General features: G+C 30.3%; 17 protein-coding genes. 5 read left to right on the top strand and 12 right to left on the bottom strand.

Annotation, left to right across the window (positions count from 1 at the left end):
• Positions 1-411: 411 nt before the first annotated feature.
• Both Q0731_RS05415 and Q0731_RS05410 read right to left on the bottom strand, forming a co-directional pair.
• A complete protein-coding gene (locus tag Q0731_RS05415) occupies positions 412-678 on the bottom strand; it encodes a hypothetical protein (protein ID WP_299060950.1) in 267 nt (88 codons plus the stop codon).
• A 224-nt stretch (positions 679-902) separates the two neighbouring features.
• Positions 903-2,438: an SDR family oxidoreductase gene (locus Q0731_RS05410; protein WP_299060948.1), complete on the bottom strand. Its 1,536-nt coding sequence runs from the start codon at positions 2,436-2,438 to the stop codon at positions 903-905.
• A 140-nt stretch (positions 2,439-2,578) separates the two neighbouring features.
• Between Q0731_RS05410 and Q0731_RS05405 the strand changes: the two genes are divergently transcribed.
• A complete protein-coding gene (locus tag Q0731_RS05405) occupies positions 2,579-3,541 on the top strand; it encodes a TIM barrel protein (RefSeq protein ID WP_299060944.1) in 963 nt (320 codons plus the stop codon).
• A gap of 572 nt (positions 3,542-4,113) precedes the next feature.
• Here Q0731_RS05405 and Q0731_RS05400 read toward each other — a convergent pair.
• The 3 genes from Q0731_RS05400 to Q0731_RS05390 all read right to left on the bottom strand — a co-directional run bounded on the left by Q0731_RS05400 (position 4,114) and on the right by Q0731_RS05390 (position 7,682).
• Entirely contained in the window at positions 4,114-5,424 is a 1,311-nt protein-coding gene (locus Q0731_RS05400; RefSeq protein ID WP_299060943.1) for a DEAD/DEAH box helicase, read from the bottom strand.
• A gap of 2 nt (positions 5,425-5,426) precedes the next feature.
• The gene (locus tag Q0731_RS05395) at positions 5,427-6,767 is read right to left on the bottom strand and encodes a DEAD/DEAH box helicase (protein WP_299060942.1); all 1,341 of its coding nucleotides are present in this window, start codon (positions 6,765-6,767) and stop codon (positions 5,427-5,429) included.
• Between the two features lie 126 nt (positions 6,768-6,893).
• Positions 6,894-7,682 carry an SHOCT domain-containing protein gene (locus Q0731_RS05390; RefSeq protein ID WP_299060939.1) on the bottom strand — a complete coding sequence of 263 codons (789 nt, stop codon included), beginning with the start codon at positions 7,680-7,682 and terminating at the stop codon, positions 6,894-6,896.
• 670 nt (positions 7,683-8,352) lie between these two features.
• Here Q0731_RS05390 and Q0731_RS05385 point away from each other — a divergent pair.
• Genes Q0731_RS05385 through Q0731_RS05375 form a run of 3 tightly spaced genes read left to right on the top strand, consistent with a single transcriptional unit; the run spans position 8,353 to position 15,247 of the window.
• Complete coding sequence (locus Q0731_RS05385; RefSeq protein WP_299060936.1) at positions 8,353-11,685, top strand: DUF2126 domain-containing protein; 3,333 nt, start codon at positions 8,353-8,355, stop codon at positions 11,683-11,685.
• Between the two features lie 26 nt (positions 11,686-11,711).
• Positions 11,712-14,282 (top strand): circularly permuted type 2 ATP-grasp protein, encoded by a 2,571-nt coding sequence (locus Q0731_RS05380; RefSeq protein ID WP_299060933.1) that lies wholly within the window; start codon positions 11,712-11,714, stop codon positions 14,280-14,282.
• 2 nt (positions 14,283-14,284) lie between these two features.
• Complete coding sequence (locus tag Q0731_RS05375) at positions 14,285-15,247, top strand: transglutaminase family protein (RefSeq protein WP_299060930.1); 963 nt, start codon at positions 14,285-14,287, stop codon at positions 15,245-15,247.
• Between the two features lie 62 nt (positions 15,248-15,309).
• On the opposite strand, the gene Q0731_RS05370 is transcribed toward Q0731_RS05375, so the two are convergent.
• Together Q0731_RS05370 and Q0731_RS05365 are read right to left on the bottom strand one after the other, a co-directional pair.
• Entirely contained in the window at positions 15,310-16,332 is a 1,023-nt protein-coding gene (locus Q0731_RS05370) for an alpha-E domain-containing protein (protein WP_299060927.1), read from the bottom strand.
• A 6-nt stretch (positions 16,333-16,338) separates the two neighbouring features.
• Positions 16,339-17,805 (bottom strand): circularly permuted type 2 ATP-grasp protein, encoded by a 1,467-nt coding sequence (locus tag Q0731_RS05365; protein ID WP_299060925.1) that lies wholly within the window; start codon positions 17,803-17,805, stop codon positions 16,339-16,341.
• Between the two features lie 468 nt (positions 17,806-18,273).
• Between Q0731_RS05365 and Q0731_RS05360 the strand changes: the two genes are divergently transcribed.
• On the top strand, positions 18,274-19,173 hold the full coding sequence (locus Q0731_RS05360) for an EamA family transporter (RefSeq protein ID WP_299060922.1): 900 nt from the start codon (positions 18,274-18,276) through the stop codon (positions 19,171-19,173).
• A 55-nt stretch (positions 19,174-19,228) separates the two neighbouring features.
• On the opposite strand, the gene fabG is transcribed toward Q0731_RS05360, so the two are convergent.
• From fabG to lpxA, 5 genes are all read right to left on the bottom strand, one after another.
• Positions 19,229-19,972 (bottom strand): 3-oxoacyl-[acyl-carrier-protein] reductase, encoded by a 744-nt coding sequence (fabG, locus tag Q0731_RS05355; RefSeq protein ID WP_299060919.1) that lies wholly within the window; start codon positions 19,970-19,972, stop codon positions 19,229-19,231.
• Between the two features lie 146 nt (positions 19,973-20,118).
• Positions 20,119-20,991 carry a succinate--CoA ligase subunit alpha gene (gene sucD / locus Q0731_RS05350; RefSeq protein ID WP_299060916.1) on the bottom strand — a complete coding sequence of 291 codons (873 nt, stop codon included), beginning with the start codon at positions 20,989-20,991 and terminating at the stop codon, positions 20,119-20,121.
• A gap of 127 nt (positions 20,992-21,118) precedes the next feature.
• Positions 21,119-22,036: a UDP-3-O-(3-hydroxymyristoyl)glucosamine N-acyltransferase gene (locus Q0731_RS05345; RefSeq protein ID WP_299060913.1), complete on the bottom strand. Its 918-nt coding sequence runs from the start codon at positions 22,034-22,036 to the stop codon at positions 21,119-21,121.
• Positions 22,037-22,110: 74 nt separating this feature from the next.
• Positions 22,111-22,677 (bottom strand): elongation factor P, encoded by a 567-nt coding sequence (gene efp, locus Q0731_RS05340; RefSeq protein ID WP_299060910.1) that lies wholly within the window; start codon positions 22,675-22,677, stop codon positions 22,111-22,113.
• 61 nt (positions 22,678-22,738) lie between these two features.
• Entirely contained in the window at positions 22,739-23,524 is a 786-nt protein-coding gene (gene lpxA / locus Q0731_RS05335; protein WP_299060907.1) for an acyl-ACP--UDP-N-acetylglucosamine O-acyltransferase, read from the bottom strand.
• Position 23,525: the final 1 nt, after the last annotated feature.

The following is a 23,525-nucleotide window of genomic DNA, read 5'->3' as shown; positions in this document are numbered from 1 at the left end:
ATAATGTTATTAAATTTATATTTACTAATAATTATGCAAATATGATTCCATTTTTTTGATTATCAACTATATAATTGAAATCTTTTTCGTTTTCATTTAATTTACAAAGATATTTTTATATTTTCTAATTCAATCTATACATCTTTAACTGATATCTTAATTACTTTTAGATTAGAAAAAGTTGTGGTTTCAATTTATATATTAATGTAAACACTTCATATACTGCAAGTAGCAGTTAAATTTCACTATTTATAAAACTAAGATTTTTGCTACTATTTTTCTATATATGATAATGTATCAAATGTATCAAAAGAATTTTATACAAATTCCATTCCTATAATCTTTAACAAAGTTTAAATACATTTTTTATCTATACAAATTTAAAAGAAGTACTTATAATTTATTGAATGATTATGAATCTACTTTTTCAAAATAAGATTCTAAAAAAGCATCTACTTTTTCTTTTAAAGTATTGATAGAACTACCTTCTTCTCTATAGATCGTTACATTCTCTTCCATTCTATTTCTACTCATACTTTCTTGTACTTCAACCAAACGAACACCATTAGTGTTTTCCAGTAAATTCTTTAATTTTTCTCCTAAAGAGATGTCTTTTAAGTAGATTTTTAAGGTTTGTTCTTTAGGCGAATTTCTAATTTCAGTTCTGTATGGCAACATAATTGTATAAATTTAAAAGGTTCATAAAAAATGTTACATCAAAGTAACTGCCCTAAATTACTATTTTAGTTTGATTCATACAAATAAAAAAAACGCAACTAAAAATAGTTGAGCTTTACATATGATTTAGCACAAAACGGTTAAAAATTACTCATTGAGAAAATCCTATTTCCTATATCTTTTAGTGAAGCGTTTTGGTTGTTAAAAAAAAACACAAATAAAATCTACCAATCAATAGGAAAATAATCTTTTAAGAATTTACCACACCAATGTTTACCAGTGTTGATACCATCAATTAACGGATCCATAACTCTGGCTGCTCCATCTACAATATCTAAAGGAGGTTGAAAATCGTGTGTTTCTGCTTTTTTCTTTGATAATTCTGCAGGATCTTCATCTGTAACCCAACCAGTATCAACAGCATTCATATAAATACCCGATTTTGCAAATGTAGAAGCAGATGTATGTGTCAACATATTTAAGGCAGCTTTTGCCATATTTGTATGTGGATGTCTGTCTACTTTTTTAAATCGATGAAACTTCCCTTCCATCGCTGTTACATTGATAATATGTTTTTTACCTGTGTTTTCTTTCATCATTAAGTTAGATAAACGATTACACAACACAAAAGGAGCAACTGCATTTACCAACTGTACTTCTACCATTTCTGTGGTTTCAATTTCGCCCAAACGCAAACGCCAACTATTGGTTTTACGTAAATCTACTTGTTGTAAATCTGCATCTAATTCGCCTTCTGGAAAAACTTCTGATGTTTGTAAAGAATTGTCAAAACTATAAGGAATTTGAGATAATTCAGCTGAATTTCTCAAACCAATTCCTGGTTCTGGACCATGCCAAGTAACTGGTAAAACGTTGTTTTTATCGGTTTTAGAGGTTGAAACACTTAAACTAGACAATTCTTCTAAACAACTTTGGTGATCTTTTAATAAAGTCTGAGCCAATTTAGGTAGTTGATTGATGGGTTTCTTTTCGTTTTCCATCAAATGAAAATAAAAACCTGAAGGTCTTCTTACTGTTTGTGCTGCATTATTGATTAAAATATCTAATCGATCATATTTTTGCTCAATATAATTACAAAAAATTTCTACACTGGGTATGTGTCTTAAATCGAGTCCATGAATGTGTAAGCGATCGCTCCAATCTTTATAATCTTCTTCTTTTGCAAATCTTATAGCAGAATCTGCAGGAAAACGTGTTGTTGCCACAACTGTAGCGCCAGAACGCAAACACATTAAGGTAATATGATACCCAATTTTTAAACGAGAACCTGTAATTACTGCAACTTGTCCTTTTAAATCTGTAGTTTGAAAACGTTTCGCATAATTTAAATCGCCACAATTTGTACACATGGTATCATAAAAATGGTGCAATTTGGTAAAAACAGTTTTACAGACATAACAGTTTCTTGGAGATTCTAATTCTGGTGTATCTTTATTGATAACAGCTTCTCCCAGTAATTTTGGAGCTTCAAAAATAGCATTTTCTCTTGCAGAACGAATTCCTGTTGATTTTCTAGCGTGTTTATCACTTTCAATCATTTTGCGTTTTGCGGCTTTTTTAGCGTCCTTTCTCCTTCGCTGAAACTCATCTCTGTTTGGACGAGATAATTCGCCAGCAACTTTAAATAAAGCTATTCTTTGGGCTTCTGGAATTTCAAAAAGCTGATTTGTATCGGCTAACAATTGCTGTAAAGTAGCAATACAAGTCGTTACTTTTTCATTTAGGTTCTGCTCACTCATAAATTAGATAACTACATATATTGTTGGCAAAGATAATGACACTTTTTGGAGTGATTCTCTAATTTTAGAAGTTATTAATCAGAAAAAAGAAAACTTCAAACACTATTTCTTATATTTGAGAGCATCTCAACAAATTGAACATGAGCAATACTATAAATTTTTCTAGAAGGGAATTTACAAAGCTTTCTGCTACGGCACTTGCAGCAATTCCTTTACTTTCTTTTCAAAATTCTATGAATCTATTTTCATCAAAAAATAACACTATTAATGTACATCTTTTCTCTAAACATTTACAGTTTTTAAATTATGATGATATGTCTGAAGCTGCTGCTGATATTGGGTTTGATGGACTTGATTTAACTGTAAGAAGAAAAGGGCATGTACTGCCAGAAAATGTACAAGAAGATTTACCTAAGGCTGTTGATGCGATGAAAAAATTTGGTTTAAATCCTAAATTAATGAGTACCAATGTTTGGGATGCAACTTCTACTACAAACAAAATGGTTTTAGAAACTGCGAGTAAACTTGGTTTTAAATATTACAGAACAGATTGGTTAAAGTATCCTGAAAGTAAGACAATTACAGAAAGTCAGCAGTTATTTGGAGAACAGGCGAATGAATTAGAAAAATTGAATAAAAAACATGGTTTAATTGGTGGATATCAAAACCATTCTGGTAAATATGTGGGGGCTCCTGTTTGGGATTTAATCCCTGTTTTAGAAGCTACAAAAGGCGAATTTATAGGTGCTCAATATGATATTAGACATGCTGTTGCTGAAGGAGGACAAAGTTGGGAATTGGGTTTTAAAAGAATACAACCCTTTATAAATACCCTAGTAATTAAAGACTTTAAATGGGGAATTGTAAAAGGAAAATGGAAACCTGTAAGTGTGCCTTTAGGAGAAGGAATGGTCGATTTTAATCGTTATTTTTCTTTGCTAAAAAAACAGCAAATAAATGTGCCTATTTCATTGCATGTAGAGCATGATTTAGGAGGTGCTGAAAGAGGTTTTAAAAACATAACAATTTCTAAAAAGGAGGTTTTTGCTAGAATTAAAAAAGATTTAATTTTTTTAAGAGAAGCCTGGGAAAAAACTGAGTAATAAGACTTCTTTTATTGATTTTTAAACCAATACTACTTTAATAAGCAGTTTTGTCATTTTGATAAAAGGAAAAAATCACATAAAGTAGCTAATATTTTGTGCTTTTCTGGTGTTATTTCTCCCAAAAAAGGTAGAAATGACAAGACTTTGAGGTAAACTAAAATCCAGTTTAACTATACGAATCCTGTCATTTCGAACGGAGAGAGAAATCACATGAAGTTGCTAAACATTGTACGATCTTCTGATGTAATTTCTCCCAAAAAAGGTAGAAATGACAAGACTTTGAGGTAAACTAAAATCCAGTTTAAATATACGAATCCTATCATTTCGAACGGAGAGAGAAATCACATGAAGTTGCTCAATTTTGTGTTCTCCTCTTTATGCGACTTCTCATTCCATTCGAAGTGACAATTTGGTAATTTTAAAAACCTAATAATCAACTAAATTACAGTTTTTATCAATAGAAAAAATTAAGAATGATTTAGTTGTATCAAATCGTAAAAAAAGGTATAAGAACCGTTGATTATTGATTTCGTGACAAAAAAGTTGCATTTATGTATCAAAAAAATCACTTAAACACTAGTAACACGTACTTTTTTCTTTTTTAAACGCGTATTATTTAGTTTTTCTATCAATTGTGTTTTTAATGTTGATGGAACTGCTACAAAAGCACAATCTTGTTTTAGCTCAATAACACCTAATTGTTCTTTTGTCAATTCCCCTTGTTTTATAAACAAACCAGCAATATCTCCTTTAGAAATTTTGTCTTTTCTACCACCAGAAATAAATAATGTATCCCAAAAAACAGGTTTTCTATCTGCTTGTTTAGAAATATCTTGCACATTGGCGTTTTTAATAAACTCTGGCAAACGTTCGTCTTTCCATTTTAAAACAAACGCAGTTCCTTCTGCAGCAACTCTTGCTGTTCGTCCGTTTCTGTGGGTAAATTCTTCTATTGCTTGGGGTAATTCATAATGAATTATAAAACTCATTTCTGGTACATCAATTCCTCTTGCTGCTAAATCTGTTGCAATTAACAATTGATTGGTTCCGTTTCTAAATTTAATTAAAGAACGTTCTCTATCTTTTTGTTCCATTCCTCCACTAAAACAACCATGTTTTATGTTTTTAGACTCTAAAAATGCACTCACATTATTGATAGAATCTTTTAAATTACAAAAAATAATTCCTTGTTTATTTCCTAAATAATTTAGTAAATGCAATAAGGTATTTAGTTTGTTTTTAGCAGGTGAAACTACTGTTTTAATTTGTAGTTTAGAAGTGGTTGCTTTTAAGTAATTAACCGTGTTTGATTTTTGTAAACCTACAAATTCAGGAATCTCAACACCTTGTGTTGCAGAAGTTAAGATTCTGTTATCTAAAGTATTTAATTGATTTATGATGTTTCGCATTTCATATTCAAAACCTACTTCTAAAGACTTATCAAACTCATCTAAAATTAAGGTTTTTATATGGTCTTTAGAAAAACGATCGTTTGCAAAATGGTCAGAAATTCTACCAGGTGTTCCTATTAAAATTTCAGGAATATGTTTCAATTCAATTTTATCTTTAGACATGGGTCTACCTCCATATACTGCATTCACTTTAAAACCAGAACCCATAGAACGAATTACCTGCTCTATTTGAATAGCCAATTCTCTTGATGGCACTAAAATCAACGCTTGTACTTCTTGTAAATTAGGGTCTAAAAATTCTAATAAAGGTAAAGAAAAGGCCAATGTTTTTCCTGTTCCTGTAGGAGAAAGTAAAATTACATTATTGTTTTTTTTGATGGTAGCAATTGCCTCTTTTTGCATCGGATTTAACTCCTTAATCTGCAATTTGTCTAATATATCTTGTTGACTTTTGATGTTATTTGCCATACTTATTTCTTTTTTTTCTTTTTAGAAACCTCCGTTTTTGTTTTTGCTGATGCATTTTGAGCCAAATAATTCGCCAAAATCTTATCTACCAATTCTTCTTTAGTTAAATGATGAAAAACAGTTTTTATTTCTGCTTTTAAATCCTCAGAAATAGCCCGATTTGGCTTTGTTTTAAATATTTTTTTTGCCCATAAAATAGTATTATTATCTTCAATACTTTTTGCATCTGCCTTTTTATATTCCGTAAAAACCAAGCCTAAATCTTCTTCAAATTCAGGGATTTCTTCTACTTCTTCTTGCTGAATCACACTTAATGAAAGTCCTGTTGCTCCTGCCCTTGCAGTTCTACCACTTCTGTGCACATAGGTATCATATCTATCTGGTAAATGATAATTTACTACGTAAGATATTTCTTTAACATCAATTCCTCTCGCTGCTAAATCTGTAGCTACTAAAATATCAATATTCCCTTCTCTAAATTGCCCCATAATTCGATCACGAATTCCTTGGGTTAAACTTCCATGAATTGCACCAGAAGAAAACTTATTGATGGCTAAATTTTTAGCCAATTTATTAACTGCAGCTTTTGTTTTACAGAAAATAATACCTCGTTCTCCTTCTTTAGTTGCTAAAAAATGCATTAAAACATTCAATTTCTCAATCGGTTCTACCACCACATATTGATGATCGATGCCTTTATGCCCAACAGAATCCATATCTGTTTCTATATGTTCTACATGTTTAGACATATAGTTTTGTATCAATTGCTTTATGGTTCCTGGCATAGTTGCTGTAAACAATAAAGTTCTTCTAACTTTCGGAATTTCTTTGATTATAGCCTCCACTTCTTCTTTTAAAGCACTCACCATTTCATCTGCTTCATCTAAAACAAAATAGTTGATTTTTGTAATGTCAATCGCTTCACGTTTCATTAAATCTACCAAACGTCCAGGAGTTGCAATAACAATATTTGGCTTGTTTTTAATCGCTTCTATTTGAGGTTTTATTGGAGTTCCTCCATAAATAGCAATTATTCTTTCTTTTTGTTTATCCGAAGAAAAAGAAAGTATGTTATTGTAAATTTGATGCCCTAATTCTCTTGTTGGTGCTAAAATTAAAACTTGAATATGGTTTTCATCCGCTTTAATTTTTTGCAATAAAGGCAATCCAAAAGCAGCCGTTTTACCTGTACCTGTTTTTGCCAAAACCACCATATCTTTCTTTTTATGTAAAATAAAAGGAATGGTTTTTTCTTGAACTGCAGTAGGAACTGTAATTTCTAATTTTGCTAAACGTGCTTCTAATTCTTTATGAATACCTAAAGATGAAAAAGTTTTTGACATTAAATAAAGTTTTTGCAAAGATAGTCACACTTTTTTAGGGATTACTATCAATTTAAATTGTTATTAATTTTAAATAAAAAACACCTGCTATCATAACAGGTGTTTCAATTTTATTTTTTGTTGATGTTACAATCTACTTAACAATTCTGTTTTTTTAGTATTGAACTCTTCTTTAGACAAAATGCCTTTGTCTTTTAAACCTGCTAACTTTTCTATTTTATCAAAAATATCTTCTTCTAAACCATTGTTATTGGTAGTGAATTCTTGAATAGGCTCAGGTTTATTAGGTATTATTGGATTTTCAATAAAATCATTTTTAATCGGTTCTTGAAATTGTGCTGCTTGCTGATTGTTTTGTTCTCCAGAAATTATAGGCAACGAATTTAAGTTTACAGTGCCATATTGACTTGTAAAAGTTACAGCATAATTACCACCTTGTTGCTGACCAACACCACCAATTTGATTGTCTAAAGTATCAAAAACAGTCACTTGCCCGTTTTCTTGAATCGCTAAACGATTGATGTTCGAAAAAATGGCATAACTCGTTCCATTTTGGCTTCCAGTTGAATTAGGAAAACCTAAATCTCCCCACCAATTTGGAACAAAACCAGCTTCTCCTTTTTGAGGTAAAGGTTTGTATTGAATAGCTCCTTGATGTATTAAATTAGAAATTTCTACACAAAGTCCATCTACAGTAGATTTTAATTGGTTGTTAAACATATCTCCAACCATTGTCATTCCTCCTTGCATCCATTGGCCTCCACCACCTAATTCTGGTATATAAAATTGTGCCATGGTTCCATTACTATTCATTAACGCAATCGTTAAATCTGTAACAGCATTTGTACTTATTCCATATTTATTGGCTACGTTTGTCATGTTTTGAAAACTAACTTCTGTAAATAGTGTATTCATTATTTTGTATGGGTATTACTTTGTGTAACTAAAAAATGTTACTCTAACAATTTTGCTGCAAAAGTAGACTATACTCCTGTTAATTAGCTACTTTTAATTTTTATTTTCAATAATTTAACACTGTTTTATTCTGATAAAAGAATTATCAATATCTATTAAAAAAAATATGCTTTTATCAAGTTTTATATTTATTATCAATCTGTAGTTATCTATGTTTTTATATTTTTTATCCAATTAAAAAGGTTAATTCTACATACTCTAAAGAAGAAGTTAATATGATTTTTGTTTTTTAACTATTCGTTTCTTTTCTCAGCAAATTAAATTTAAAAAGAAAATAAAATAGTTGCTCTTTATCATCAAATTATCATTTTAATATTTTTTATTGAAAGTATTATTATAAAATCAATTTTATGGATTAATATATCTTAATTCATGACTCTTTTCTGTAGTTTTATTCCTAAATTTATAAAAAATAAAAGCATTGTAAAATGTTCTTAAAAATAAACTTAGTATTTAATTAAAATACATTAAAAAGTGTGTTTTTATTGACATTTTTAAGTATCATATTCAAATAATAAATACTTAAATTTGCCGACATTTTTTTTCGCTTTATTAAAAAAGGTTATTTAAAACTGACTAAATTAATTTACACTCTTAATATTCTGTATACATGGCATTAAAAATTGTAATTTCACACAAGACTACCTACAAATATGATCGTAAGGTTTCATTATCTCCTCATATTTTTAGGCTAAGACCTGCTCCTCATTCAAGAACACCTATAGAATCTTATTCCATAAAAATTACGCCAGAAGAACAGTTCTTCAATTGGCAACAAGATCCTTTTGGTAATTATGTAGCACGTTTGGTTTTTCCTGAAAAAACAGATGAAATGTCTATTGATGTTGAAATTATAGCCGATTTAAAAACCATCAATCCTTTTGATTTCTTTATAGAGGAATATGCTGAAGAATACCCTTTTGTGTATACAGAAACTGTAAAAAAGGAATTACAACCTTATTTAGAGATTACAGATAAAGGTATATTATTAAAAGAATTTATAAAAACAATCGATTATACGCCAAGAAAAACCATTTACTTTTTAATTGATATCAATCAGAAAATATATGAGTTTTTAAATTACAATATTAGAATGGATCCTGGGGTGCAAACCTGTGAGCAAACTTTACATCAGAAAAATGGCTCTTGTAGAGATTATGCTTGGTTATTTGTACAGACTTTACGTCATTTAGGCTTTGGAGCACGTTTTGTATCTGGGTATTTGGTACAATTAAAATCTGATGAAAAATCGTTAGATGGGCCTTCTGGTCCAGAAGAAGATTTTACAGATTTACATGCTTGGGCAGAAGTCTATTTACCTGGTGCTGGTTGGATTGGTTTTGATGCCACTTCTGGTCTTTTGGCAAGTGAAGGGCATATTCCACTAGCTTGTACACCTTCTTTTGAAAGTGCCTCACCAGTTTCTGGAATGACTGATAAATGTGAAACAGAATTCTTTTTCGAGAATAAAGTAACGCGAATTTTAGAATCGCCAAGAGTTACAAAACCTTATACAGATGAGCAATGGAAAGAAGTTTATAAATTAGGGAATAAAGTAGAAAAACAACTTAAAAAAGGCGATGTTCGTTTAACAATGGGTGGTGAACCTACCTTTATTTCTATAGATGATTTAGAATCTCCAGAATGGAATACAACTGCAGATGGCCCAAATAAAAGAAGATTAGCAGGAGAACTAACCAAAGGTTTGTATGATAAATTTGGGAATGGAGCTGTTTTACATCATGCCCAAGGTAAATGGTATCCTGGAGAACCTTTACCAAGATGGCAAATAGAAATTTGCTGGCGAAAAGATGGTAGACCTATTTGGTACAACCCAAAATACTTATCCACTTTTGCAGAAAACCCGATTGTTCCAGAAAATTCTGATAAACTATTTTTAGAAACACTTTCAAAGTATTTACGTGTTTCTAAAGAACATATTTTACCTGGTTTCGAAGATCCTTTTTATCATTTATGGGAACAGGGTAATTTACCTGTAGATATAGATCCTGTAAAAGACAAAGATGGTTCTTTAGCTCGTAAAAAAATGCAAGAGATTTATGAAAAAGGAGCCTCTACACCTGTTGGATATTTACTACCTTTAAATAAAACCAAAGATGCATGGTTTACAAGTGCTTGGACTTTTAGAAGACAACATATCTTTTTAACGCCAGGAAATTCTCCTATGGGATTAAGGTTGCCTTTAGATTCATTAATGTCTAAACCAGAACATGAAATTTTTCCTGTTTATGAACCCGATTTGTTTTCTAAAAAGAAACGTTTACCGAGCTTTAAAAATATTGTTAAAAAAAGATACCAAGAGTTTTTAGATTTTGGCTTAGACAACAACCAACCTAATTATTTTGTTAGAACGGCACTTTGTACTGAAATTAGAGACCAAAAGTTATACTTATTTTTACCGCCTTTAGAATCTGCAGAAATGTTTTTAGATTTAATTGCTGCCATAGAAATGACAGCAAAAGAACTGAATATTCCTGTTATTATGGAAGGTTATGAACCCCCAAAAGACAACAGATTAGAATCGCTAAAAATAACACCAGATCCTGCTGTTATTGAGGTAAATGTACATCCTGTTACTAATTGGAAAGACTTGTGTAAAAACACTTTCACTTTTTATGAGGAGGCTAAAAAAGCAAGATTAGGTACTGAAAAGTTTATGTTAGATGGTAAACATACAGGAACTGGTGGAGGAAACCATGTTACTTTAGGTGGTACAAGTCCTGCTGATAGTCCATTATTAAGAAAACCTAGTTTACTTAGAAGTCTATTAACTTTTTGGCAACATCATCCAGGATTAACCTATCTATTCTCAGGTTCTTTTGTAGGTCCAACAAGTCAAGCTCCTAGAGTTGATGAAGCTCGTTTAGATAATTTATACGAATTAGAAATTGCTTTTAGTCAAATTCCTAAAGATGGTGAAGTTCCTTATTGGTTAACAGACCGTTTGTTTAGACATTTATTAACCGATTTAACAGGTAATACTCACAGAGCAGAATTTTGTATTGATAAATTATATTCTCCAGATTCATCCACAGGAAGATTAGGTATTTTAGAATTACGTGGTTTTGATATGCCTCCACATCCAAAAATGAGTTTGGTACAAATGTTATTGGTTAGAACTTTGGTTGCTTGGTTCTGGAAAAAACCTTACGAACATAATTTAGTGCGTTGGGGAACAGAATTACACGACAAGTTTTTAATTGAACATTATGTTAGAAAAGATATTAAAGATATTGTAAATCAATTAAACAAAGCTGGTTATGATTTTAAAGAAGATTGGTTTGACCCTTTCTTCGAGTTTAGATTCCCATTACATGGGATGGTAGATATTAACAATATTCATTTAGAATTAAGAGCAGGTATTGAACCTTGGAATGTTTTAGGAGAAGAAATGACTGGTGGAGGAACTGCTAGATATGTAGATTCTTCCTTAGAAAGATTGCAAGTGAAAGTATCTCATTTTAACGAAGATCGTTTTGTTTTAAGTTGTAATGGTGTTAAAGTACAATTAAATAGTACTGGAGTACATGGAGAATTTGTTGCTGGAGTTCGTTATAAAGCGTGGGATCCGTTCTCTGCTTTGCATCCAACAATTCCTGTTGATACACCTTTGGTTTTTGATATTGTAGATACTTGGAATAAGCGTTCAATTGGTGGTTGTACGTATTTTGTAGCACATCCAGGAGGTAGAAGTTATGATGAATATCCTGTAAATAGTTATGAAGCAGAATCAAGAAGAATTAATCGTTTCTGGGAATTTGGACATACACAAGGGGAAATTAATCCTGTAGAAAACATCAACCCAAATACAGAAACAGTAAATAGAAATGTAAAAGAAAACACCAGTTCTAAACGTTTTAGATTTAAAGAATTACCTGTTAATTTTGAGTTTCCTTACACGTTAGATTTAAGAAAAAAGTAAAGATTTTTTTATAGGAAGTGTGCATTATGAAGACTGTTGATACCACAATTGAAAAGACAATTTTTGAAAATTATTTTTTAAATAAAAATAAAAATGATGAATTATTAAATTCTAAAATGGACAATACATCAGACTGGAAAGTCTTAATTGACAATTTACAGGAAATTGGCCCTAAAAAGCTAGCTTCTAAACAAGTTGAATTAAATTGGTTGCTATCTGAAAATGGGGTTACTTACAATGTTTATAATGATCCTAAGGGATTAAATAGACCTTGGAATTTGAACGTTGTTCCTTTTTTAATGCATCAAAAAGAATGGAATACAATTGAAAAAGGTATTCAACAAAGATCAGAAATTTTAAATCTTATTTTAAAGGATTTGTATGGTAAACGTACATTATTAAAAAAGGGAATTATACCTCCAGAGGTTATTTATGCACATAGTGGTTTTTTAAGAGCTTGTGATCAAATAACTTATAAAATAGACAAACAGTTATTAATCCATGCAGTAGATTTAGCAAGAGGTAAAGATGGCCGAATGTGGGTTGTAAATGATAGAACTCAAGCTCCTTCTGGAATGGGGTATGCTTTAGAAAATAGGTTTTCTACAAGTAAAACCATTCCAGATATGTTTCATAATATCAATGTAAAACAGCCTTCTACTTTTTTTAATGATTTTAACCAATTATTGTTAAACGTTGCACCTAATAATAAAGAAAACCCAACAGTAGTTATTTTAACGCCTGGACCTCATAATGAAACTTATTTTGAACATTCTTACTTATCGTCATTTTTAGGACATCCTTTAGTAAAAGGAAATGATTTGGCTGTAAGACATGGTAAAGTTTGGTTAAAATCTTTAAAAGGATTAAAACAAGTTGATGTTATTTTAAGACGTGTTGATGACAGTTTTATGGATCCTTTAGAATTAAGAGAAGATTCTTATTTAGGAGTTGCTGGCTTGTTAGAGGTAGTTCGCTTACAAAACGTAGCGATTGTAAACCCAATAGGAAGTGGTATTTTAGAAAACCCAGCACTTATCCCATTTATGGAAAACATTTGTAAATTTTTCTTAAATGAAAAGTTAATTCTACCTCAAATTGCTTCTTGGTGGTGTGGACAAGAAAAGGAAAGAAAACATGTTTTAAAAGATTTGTCTTCTTATGTGCTTAAAAGAATCGATAAATCTCATAGAGAAAACATTTATTTCTGCGAATTTTTAAGTAAAGAAGAACTTAAAAATCTAGAAGAAGAAATTTTAGCAAATCCAAATCGTTTTATTGCACAAGAAAAAATATCTTTCTCAACTGCTCCTAATTTTGTGAATACAGAATTAGAACCGCGTAAAATTTTATGTAGAACTTTTTCTGTAGCAAAAGAAAATGGGTATAGTGTAATGCCTGGAGGTTTGGTTAGAGTTGCAGCAGAAAGAGAAGAGTTATTTGTATCTAACCAACGAGGAGGCACTAGTAAAGATTTTTGGGTTGTAAGTGATGAAAAGCAAAATTACATGCAAAATTACTCTTGGAATAAAAGCCTTTCTAACCAAGCAGCTAGCATAAATGATGTGCCTAGTAATACTGCAGAAAATTTATTTTGGTCTGGTAGATATTTAGGTAGAACCTTAGTTACTGCAAGGTACTTACGTATGGTTTTAAACCAAATGACACACGTACAATATAATAACGATCGTAAATCTGAATCTGAGAGTTTAAAAATACTATTTCAATCTGTTACTAATATAACGTCTACTTTTCCTGGTTTTACAGGTAAAAATGAAGATGAGGCTCTTAATAACCCATTAAAAGAAATTACAGCACTAACTTTAGATAGTCAAAAAATAGGGAGTTTTGCACAATCTATGCAAAGTTTTAAAAATGCTTATTTTTCATTAAGAAATCTATGGTCCAAAGATATGTGGCGTGTTTTTGATGGAATTGAAAAACATTTAAAAAATCTAAAAGAAGAAGAAACGCACTCTGTATATTCTTTATCTAAATTTTTTGATAAAATTATAACTAGATTAATCGCCTTTAAAGCATTAACAGAAGAAAGCATTTTAGTAAGACAAGGATTGCTACTCTACTTTATTGGTTTACAAGTTGAACAAGCTTCTATGACTATAGAAAAATTTAGATCGTTAATTATTGTGAATTATGATGATGAACTAGAATATGAAGTTTTAGAAGCTCTTTTAAACAGCCATGAGAGTTTAAATATTTATAGATATAGCTACAAATCTTACCTAAGTGTAGAAAATGTATTGAGGTTATTGCTTTTAGATAAAGAATATTCTCGTTCTTTAATGTATCAATTTCAAAGAATTAAAAAAGATATTAATATTTTACCTAAAGAAGATACCACAATAGAAATGACAAATTGTCAAAAAAACATTGATACAGTTATTAATAAAATTCAGAGTTTAACGCTTCAACAAATTTTAGAGATTGATAAAACCTCTAATATGCGTAAAAATTTAGACGAACTTTTATCAGATTTAAGCGATTTATTACATATTACTTCTTTGTCTATTTCAGATACGTATTTTAACCATTCTCAACAACAAAAACAGTTGGTAGATAGAAAAATTTCTAATTAATTATGATTTTTGATCTTTGGCATAAAACAAAATATAGTTATGAAAACGGAGCATCGTTTTGTCATAATATAACCACCTTAAAACCTAAAAGTTTTAAAGGGCAAAAGTTGTTAGAATACAATTTAGAAATTAGTCCTAAACCAACAGACATTTCAGAAAGACTCGATTTTTTTGGAAATACGGTTACTCGTTTTTCTATTCAACAAAACCATAAAGAGTTAATAGTAACTGCAAAAAGTAAAGTGGTAAGAGACTACAACCTGCAAGTTGAAAATGAAAATTTAATTGAAGGTAAAAAAGTTACGGTAGCAGCAGCTCTAAAATTAATGAAAGGTATTCAACCAGATATTATTGAAGCAAGACAATTTGTGTTAGCTTCTCCTTTAATTTTTGATATGAGTGCAGAAATTAAAGAATATGCATTGCTTTCTTTTAAACCAGAACGCTCTTTATACGATGCTTCTTATGAATTAATGCAACGTATTTTTACAGATTTTGATTTTGTTGCAGGTTTTACAAATATTGCAACACCTTTAAAAGAAGTAATGAAGGAAAAAAAAGGGGTTTGTCAAGATTTTGCACAAATAGCAATTGCTTGTATTAGAGCTATGGGATTGCCTGCAAGATATGTAAGTGGTTATATAGAAACTGTTGCGCCAGAAGGAAAAGTAAAGTTAATTGGTACAGATGCTTCTCATGCTTGGTTTTCTGTTTTTATCCCAACTTTTGGTTGGGTAGATTTTGATCCAACCAACAATCAAATACCAAAAAACCAACATATTATAGTTGCTCATGGTAGAGATTATTATGATGTACCTCCTTTAAAAGGTGTGATTTATAGTACAGGAAATAATAAAATGGATGTTTCTGTAGATTTAAGACCTGCTGTAGATTTAAATCAGCAACAACAACAGAGTCAGCAACAGCAACAGAGTCAGCAACAGCAACAAAATCAATATTATTAAATAATAAAACCTCACAATATTAAAAATTGTGAGGTTTTCTATTTAATTTATGTTATGATTTTTTACTTCTGAGTTTGAGTTTGCTTTTCAGGCTTTTCATCAACTTTAACATCATCTTCATTTACTGCTATTGCATCAGAAATATTAAAATAATTATCTTCTAATTTTTCTGCAATTAAAATCAATTTGCTAATTAAATCAGAAATAAAGCCTTCTAAGTTATTATCAATATCAGTAATTAATTTATATTCAAAATCAGCTTTTATTTTACCAATTAAAAAAGCAGCAGAATCATGTTTAATTTCTCTGTTTTTAGAAATAATACAAATGTATTTGTAAATTTCATTTAAACTATTCTTAATAGATCTTGGGCACTCTTCATTTAAGATTAAAAATTCTAAAGTAGATTTTCTAGCAGGTGTTTTTTTATAAGAGCGACGTTGCATATCATAAACAGAAACACATTTTAAAAGTGTAGCCCAATGATAGCTTCCATCATTAGTATCTCCATAAATCTCTTTGGCAGCAGCAACATCACTTAATTTAGAATTAATAATTCTAGCAACTTGTATGGCTCTTTCTAAATGTACACCTAACATTATAATAGCATGTACTTCATCATGTAAAAGTGTTGTTTTAATTTTACTTCTTATTTCTGATGAAGATTGAGATACTAAAGTTGTAAACTCATACAAGCCACTTTTTACAAACGTTTCAATTGGATATGCTTTTATGTTATGATTAATTCTATTGACACATTCAAACAATTCAGTTGAAATTAAATCTCTAGCACTTCTTGCATTTTCATGAGCATTGATAAATGTATTTACAATAGAATAAGGTTTTTCTAAATTTAAACCTACATTAAATAAAACGGCCTCTTCTTGTAAAGTAACATCTGCTTCAATAATTTCATTTGCAGACATATACATTACAGATCTTAGTACAAATTCTCTAGATTGAGATAATTCATCTGGTGCATCTAAAGAAGAAAAATAATTGACACTTAAAAACTTTGCTAAATGTTCAGAACGTTCAACATATCTTCCCATCCAAAAAAGGTTATTGGCTACTCTTGCTAACATATTTCTTTATTTTTTTAAAACCCAAGTATCTTTTGAGCCTCCACCTTGAGATGAATTTACTACTAAATTTCCTTTTTTAAGTGCCACTCTTGTCAAACCTCCTTTTAAAACAAAATCAGTGTCTTTACCTAATAATGTAAAGGTTCTTAAATCTACATGTCTAGACTCAAAAGACTCATTTTCATCAATATAAGTTGGGTGTGTAGATAAAGACATTATTGGCTGTGCTATATACTTTCTTGGCTCTGCAATAATTGTTTTTTGTACTTTTTTAATTTCTTCTTTAGTTAATTTACTACCTATAGAAATTCCATAACCACCAGATTCATCTACAGGTTTTACAACCAATTTATCTATGTTTTCTAACACATACTTTAACTCGTCTTTTCTACTGCAATGATAGGTGTGTACATTATTTAAAATAGGTTCTTCATCTAAATAATATTTAATAATTTGAGGCATGTAAGTGTACACTGCTTTGTCATCTGCAACCCCAGTTCCAGGTGCATTTACTAAAGTTACATTTCCTTTTTGATACACAGAAAACAAACCAGGAACTCCTAAAAGCGAATCTTTTTTAAACACTAATGGATCTATAAATAAATCATCTACTCTTCTGTAAATTACATCTACTTTTTCTGGACCATAAATAGTTCTCATATATACAAAACCATTTTCTACAAATAAATCTCTTCCTTCTACCAAAATAACCCCCATTTGTTTTGCAAGAAAAGAATGCTCATAATAAGCAGAGTTGTAAACCCCAGGAGTAATAATAACACAAACAGGAGCATCTACTCCTTTTGGTTTTACAGATTCCATAGTTTCTAATAAACGAGCTCCATAATCTACAACTGTGTGTGCATTATACTGATTAAAAACACCAAATAAAGCATGTTTAACTGCATTTCTATTACCAACTACATAACTTACACCAGAAGGGCATCTTATATTGTCTTCTAAAACATAATATTTACCATCTGAATGTTTTATTAAATCGGTACCAGAAATATGATTGTATATTTTACCTGGAGGATTTAAGCCAACCATTTCTGGCAAAAAATTTACTGAAGATGTAATTAATTCTTTTGGCACAATGCCTTGTTTTATTATTTTTTGATCATGATACACATCCCACAAAAAATGATTTAAAGCTTTACTTCTCTGTAAAACACCTTTTTCTATGGTCGTCCATTCTTTATTATTGATAATTCTTGGAAATAAATCAAAAGGAAAAATTTGTTCTTTAACTTCCTTTTCTCCATAAACTTGAAATGTAATTCCTAAATTAAAAAAAGAATCTTTTGCTTGTTTGTTTAAACGATTAAATTCAGTTACAGAATAAGAACCAAATAAATTATATAAGGTTTTATAAACTTCTCTTAATTCTTTATTTTTTTTAAAAAGTTCATCGTAAAACCTAGAATCTAATTCGTAAGTTGAAAATAGCGGCAGTGTGGTAGGTTTTTTCAAATCTTCTAATTTTTAGTAAATATAAATTTATTTTATGAAAAAATCAATGGTTTTTAAAATATGATATGATTATTGCAACAACCTATTAATTAAATTGATTTTTTTGTGATAATAACAAAAAAACACAGGATTTTTCTCAATAATACAAAAGGATACATATAAAAAAATATATTCTTTTATAAAACGTGTATTTTCCAATAAAAAAGGCAAAAATCATTAATAATTGAACTTTTTTTGTTGATTCTGAGTGAAATTACACTCTTTTTTATTGAAAACTTAGAAAAGATATGACTAATTATTTACATGAAGTCATAAAAAATAAGGTTTTCAAAATATATTTTTATTTAATTTATTAAAGCTTTCTTTTTCAATCATTTATCAAACAATAAGATTCATTTCTTTACTTTTATAAAAATAGTAATATTTAAAAGCTTCATTTTTGTATATTCTAGTATCTTCGCGCGCATTATGTGGATGTACTTAGGACTTTTAGCGGCTTTATTTTTAGGATTACACAATTTATGTAAAAAACATGCAGTACAAGGCAATGAAGTTTTTCCTGTTTTATTAGGAACTATTTCTGCAGGTTTTTTTCTGATATTTCCTTTCTATCTAGGATCAATATTTTACCCTGAATACCTAAAAGAAATTGGTTTTTATATTATGGCTATTTCTTGGCAAACACATGGTTTTATTTTTATAAAATCGATGATTATGGCATCATCTTGGGTTTTGGCGTATCAAGCTTTAAAACATTTGCCAATCACTATTGTAACTCCTATTCGTTCTGCTGGACCATTTTTTACGTTTATTGGAGCAATTTTTATTTACAAAGAGAGTCCTAATTTTTGGCAATGGATTGGTTTTTTTCTGATAATTCTATCTGTATTACTATATTCTAGGATAGGAAAAAAAGAAGGTATTAACTTTAAAAGAAATAAATGGATTTTTGCTATAATAGGTGCAACATTTTTAGGTGCTTGTAGTGGTTTGTATGATAAATTTCTTGTTCAAAGTTTACATTTAAACCCACAAACACTGTTGTTTTGGTTTTGTTTTTACACAACTCTTATTTTGTTAATCATTTTATCAATAAATTGGTTTCCTTATGCTGATAAAAGAAAGGCATTTAAATTTAGATGGTCTATACCAGCAGTTGGAATCTTATTACAAACTGCAGATTATTTTTATTTTAAAGCTTTGCAAGATCCTGATGCTTTAATTATGTTGTTATCAGCCATCAAAAGAAGTCAGATTATTATTGCAGTTGTAGTTGGTGGCTTGCTATTTAAAGAACAAAATAAACGAAAAAAATTAGTTCCTCTTTTTGGGATTATGCTAGGCGTTTTTTTAATATTATACTCATAAAAAAAGCCTCAATTAATTAAAATTGAAGCTTTTATATGTTTATAGATAGTAATTATTAGTTCATTCCTCCATCTACAGATAATGTTTGCCCTGTAATATAACCAGACATATCTGAAGCTAAAAACACACAGGCGTTTGCAATATCAATTGGCTGTCCTCCTCTTTTTAAAGGAATTCCATCTCGCCAACTTTGTACAGTTGCTTCGTCTAATTTTGCAGTCATTTCTGTTTCTATAAAACCAGGAGCAACAACATTGCTTCTAATGTTTCTAGAACCTAATTCTAAAGCAACCGATTTAGAAAAACCAACAATACCTGCTTTTGAAGCTGCATAATTAGATTGACCCGCATTTCCTTTGATACCAACAACTGAACTCATATTTATAATAGAGCCGTTTCTTTGTTTCATCATCGGACGAATAACTGCTTTTGTTAAGTTAAAAACCGATTTTAAGTTTACTTCTATCACTTTATCAAAATCATCTTCAGAAATACGCATTAACAAATTGTCTTTGGTAATACCAGCATTATTGACTAAAATATCAATAGTACCAAATTCTTTTAAAACATCTTTGGCCAATTCTTGAGCTGCATCAAAATCTGCTGCGTTAGATTGGTATCCTTTAGCTAAAACACCAAAAGCTTTCAATTCTGCTTCTAAAGCATTTGCTGCATCTACAGAAGAACTGTATGTAAAAGCCACATTTGCTCCTTGTTTTGCAAATTCAATAGCAATTCCACGTCCAATACCTCTTGTAGCTCCTGTAATAATTGCCGATTTATTTTCTAATAATTTCATAATTTACTATTTATTTGATAATCAAATATAAAAAAGAAATTCCCGTTTTCACGGGAATTATATCTAATTGTCATTACTGCAAAATCAATAAAGTTTTCTTTTTTCATCAAAAGATTTCTTTACTATCAATCGTAATGACGTTTTGTTTATTTTAAAACTTTTGCAATCATTTCACCAATTTTAGCAGGAGAACTTACCACATGAATTCCGTTTTCTGCTAAAATTTTCATTTTAGCTTGTGCAGTGTCATCAGCTCCACCAACAATTGCTCCTGCATGTCCCATTGTTCTTCCTGCAGGTGCAGTTTGTCCTGCAATAAAACCAACAACTGGTTTTCTGTTACCATCAGCTTTTATCCATTTTGCAGCTTCTGCTTCAAGGTTTCCACCAATCTCACCAATCATTACAATTGCTTCTGTTTCATCATCATTCATTAATAACTCAACCGCTTCTTTTGTAGTCGTTCCAATAATAGGATCTCCTCCAATACCAATTGCTGTTGTAATTCCAAAACCTTGTTTTACAACTTGGTCTGCAGCTTCGTACGTTAAAGTACCAGATTTAGAAACAATACCAACTTTTCCTTTTTTAAAGATAAAACCTGGCATAATACCAACTTTAGCTTCATCTGGTGTAATAACACCTGGACAGTTAGGCCCAACCAATCTACATTCTTTAGAATCGATGTATGCTTTTACTTTTACCATATCTGCAGTAGGAATTCCTTCTGTAATACAGATAATTACTTTAATGCCTGCATCAGCAGATTCCATAATTGCATCCGCAGCAAAAGCTGGTGGTACAAATATAATTGAAGTATCTGCTCCTACTTTATCTACAGATTCTTTTACAGTATTAAAAACAGGTTTTCCTAAGTGTTCTTGACCTCCTTTTCCTGGAGTTACACCTCCAACAACGTTCGTTCCATAATCAATCATTTGACCTGCGTGAAAAGTACCTTCACTACCTGTAAAACCTTGTACAATAATTTTTGAATTCTTATTTACTAAAACACTCATTGATTTGTATTTGTTTAGCCCATTTTCCTATCGGATTTTTCCTTGAAAGAAATTAAAATGGAGTTATATTTAAATTATAGAACAAAAATAGCTTTTTGTTTACTTTTATAAAAAACTTATTTGTTATTTATTTTTCTTTTAGCAGTCTTTTTAATCCTGCTAATTGTTTTAATTTTTCTCTTGATTCTTCTATGGGTGTTCCAAAATAACTTTTTCCTCCTGCAACAGATTTTGTAACGCCTGTTTGACCTAAAATAACAGCTCCTTTACCTATTGTAATTCCGCTATTTGTACCAACTTGTCCCCAAATGGTTACTTCATCTTCTATAATTACACAACCTGCAATTCCTGTTTGTGAAGCTATTAAGCACTTTTTACCAATAACAGTATCATGACCAACATGTACTTGATTGTCTATTTTTGTTCCTTTTCCAATCCTTGTATCTCCTGTAACCCCTTTATCAATAGTACAAGAAGCACCTAAGTCTACATGGTCTTCTAATACTACTTTACCTCCAGAAATTAATTTATCAAACCCTTCTGGTCTGTTTTTGTAATAAAAAGCATCTGCTCCTAAAACAGTATTTGCATGTATTGTTACATTATTACCAATTACAGAATTATCATAAATTGTAACATTTGGATGAATGACACAATTTTCACCAATAATTACATGATTACCAATAAAAACATTCGGTTGAATAATGGTATTTTCTCCAATGATAGCAGAATCTGCAATGTTTACTTTTGATGCAATAAAAGGATTAAAATGAGTTGTTATTTTATTGAAATCACGAAAAGGATCATCAGAAATTAACAACGCTTTTCCTTCTGGGCAATCCACTTCTTTATTGATTAATATAGTTGTTGCAGCAGAGTTTAAAGCTTTGTCATAATATTTTGGATGATCTACAAAAACAATATCTCCTTTTTCTACAACGTGAATTTCATTGATTCCTAAAATTTCAAAATTGGCATTACCTATTGATTTAGCTTCAATTATTTTAGCTATTTGCTCTAAAGTTTGTGGTTTTTTGAATTTCATATTTCAGTGGGCAGTATTCAGTTGGCAGTATCCAGTCAGACTGAATTACTTGAGACTGCTTACTGCAAACTCTTTTATTCTTTAATACGTTCTTGATAAGTACCTTTTGTAGTTTCTACTTTAATCTTATCTCCTTCGTTAATAAAAAGAGGTACATTAACAATGGCTCCTGTTTCTACTGTTGCAGGTTTAGTTGCATTTGTAGCTGTATTTCCTTTTACTCCTGGCTCTGTATGAGTTATTTCTAAAATAACACTTGCAGGCATTTCTACAGAAAGTGGCATATTATCTTCAGAATTGATGATAATTGTTACAATTTCTCCTTCTTTCATTAATCCAGGATTGTCTAAAGCTGCTTCTAATAAACGAATCTGTGAGTAATCTGCTTCATTCATAAAGTGATAAAACTCTCCATCGTGATATAAAAACTGAAACTTATGTGTTTCTACTCTTACATCATCAATTTTTCTCCCTGCAGGAAATGTATTATCTACCACTTTTCCATTGGTAACACTTTTTAATTTTGTTCTTACAAAAGCAGGCCCTTTTCCTGGTTTTACGTGTAAAAATTCTACAATTTTATAAATATCATTGTTATATCTAATACACAATCCGTTTCTAATATCTGATGTTGTTGCCATATTTTTATGTTTTATGCTCTTAGCTTTAGGCTTTAAGCATTGTGTTTTATAATTATAATTTTTAACTTGCTTTAAAATACCCTTTCATAATTCCTCTATGGGAATCTTTAATAAACTGCACTATTTCATCTCGTTCTGGAGTTGCCTCCATTTCTGCTTCAATAATATTGATTGCTTGGGTAGTATTGTAATTTTTTTGAAATAAGATTCTATAAATATCCTGAATTTCTCTTATTTTTTTTGTGGAAAATCCTCTTCTTCGTAAACCAACTGAATTAATACCAACATAAGAAAGAGGCTCTCTTGCTGCTTTTACATAAGGAGGGACATCTTTCCTAACCAAAGAACCACCTGTAACAAATGCATGGTTACCAACAGATGCAAATTGATGTACAGCAACCATACCAGCTAAAACAACATTGTCTCCAATAGTAACATGGCCAGCTAAAGTAGTATTGTTAGAAAAAATACAATTATCACCAACAAAAGTATCATGTGCAACATGGCAATACGCCATAATTAAACAATTGTCACCAATTTTGGTTTTCATTCTATCTATAGTACCTCTGTTAATAGTAACACATTCTCTAATAGTAACATTATCGCCAATTTCTACAGTAGTTTCTTCATCGTTATACTTTAAATCTTGAGGAATTGCAGAGATTACTGATCCAGGAAAAATTCTGCAATTTTTACCAATTATAGCACCTTCCATTATGGTCACGTTAGAACCAATCCAAGTTCCAGAACCTATTGTAACATTGTTATGAATGGTAGTAAAAGGTTCTATGACAACATTTCTCGCCACTTTTGCTTGTGGATGCACATAGGCTAATGGTTGATTCATA

The organism is uncultured Polaribacter sp., assembly GCF_947497695.1.
In the GTDB taxonomy this organism is placed as follows: Bacteria; Bacteroidota; Bacteroidia; order Flavobacteriales; family Flavobacteriaceae; genus Polaribacter.
This window is presented reverse-complemented; position numbering and strand designations above follow the sequence as displayed.

What these genes read in the sequence shown, in the direction of transcription:
- Q0731_RS05415 (WP_299060950.1), bottom strand. Translation starts at nt 678, where the DNA reads ATGTTGCCATACAGAACTGAAATTAGAAATTCGCCTAAAGAACAAACC.
- Q0731_RS05410 (WP_299060948.1), bottom strand. Translation starts at nt 2,438, where the DNA reads ATGAGTGAGCAGAACCTAAATGAAAAAGTAACGACTTGTATTGCTACT.
- Q0731_RS05405 (WP_299060944.1), top strand. Translation starts at nt 2,579, where the DNA reads ATGAGCAATACTATAAATTTTTCTAGAAGGGAATTTACAAAGCTTTCT.
- Q0731_RS05400 (WP_299060943.1), bottom strand. Translation starts at nt 5,424, where the DNA reads ATGGCAAATAACATCAAAAGTCAACAAGATATATTAGACAAATTGCAG.
- Q0731_RS05395 (WP_299060942.1), bottom strand. Translation starts at nt 6,767, where the DNA reads ATGTCAAAAACTTTTTCATCTTTAGGTATTCATAAAGAATTAGAAGCA.
- Q0731_RS05390 (WP_299060939.1), bottom strand. Translation starts at nt 7,682, where the DNA reads ATGAATACACTATTTACAGAAGTTAGTTTTCAAAACATGACAAACGTA.
- Q0731_RS05385 (WP_299060936.1), top strand. Translation starts at nt 8,353, where the DNA reads ATGGCATTAAAAATTGTAATTTCACACAAGACTACCTACAAATATGAT.
- Q0731_RS05380 (WP_299060933.1), top strand. Translation starts at nt 11,712, where the DNA reads ATGAAGACTGTTGATACCACAATTGAAAAGACAATTTTTGAAAATTAT.
- Q0731_RS05375 (WP_299060930.1), top strand. Translation starts at nt 14,285, where the DNA reads ATGATTTTTGATCTTTGGCATAAAACAAAATATAGTTATGAAAACGGA.
- Q0731_RS05370 (WP_299060927.1), bottom strand. Translation starts at nt 16,332, where the DNA reads ATGTTAGCAAGAGTAGCCAATAACCTTTTTTGGATGGGAAGATATGTT.
- Q0731_RS05360 (WP_299060922.1), top strand. Translation starts at nt 18,274, where the DNA reads ATGTGGATGTACTTAGGACTTTTAGCGGCTTTATTTTTAGGATTACAC.
- fabG (WP_299060919.1), bottom strand. Translation starts at nt 19,972, where the DNA reads ATGAAATTATTAGAAAATAAATCGGCAATTATTACAGGAGCTACAAGA.
- sucD (WP_299060916.1), bottom strand. Translation starts at nt 20,991, where the DNA reads ATGAGTGTTTTAGTAAATAAGAATTCAAAAATTATTGTACAAGGTTTT.
- Q0731_RS05345 (WP_299060913.1), bottom strand. Translation starts at nt 22,036, where the DNA reads ATGAAATTCAAAAAACCACAAACTTTAGAGCAAATAGCTAAAATAATT.
- efp (WP_299060910.1), bottom strand. Translation starts at nt 22,677, where the DNA reads ATGGCAACAACATCAGATATTAGAAACGGATTGTGTATTAGATATAAC.
- lpxA (WP_299060907.1), bottom strand. Translation starts at nt 23,524, where the DNA reads ATGAATCAACCATTAGCCTATGTGCATCCACAAGCAAAAGTGGCGAGA.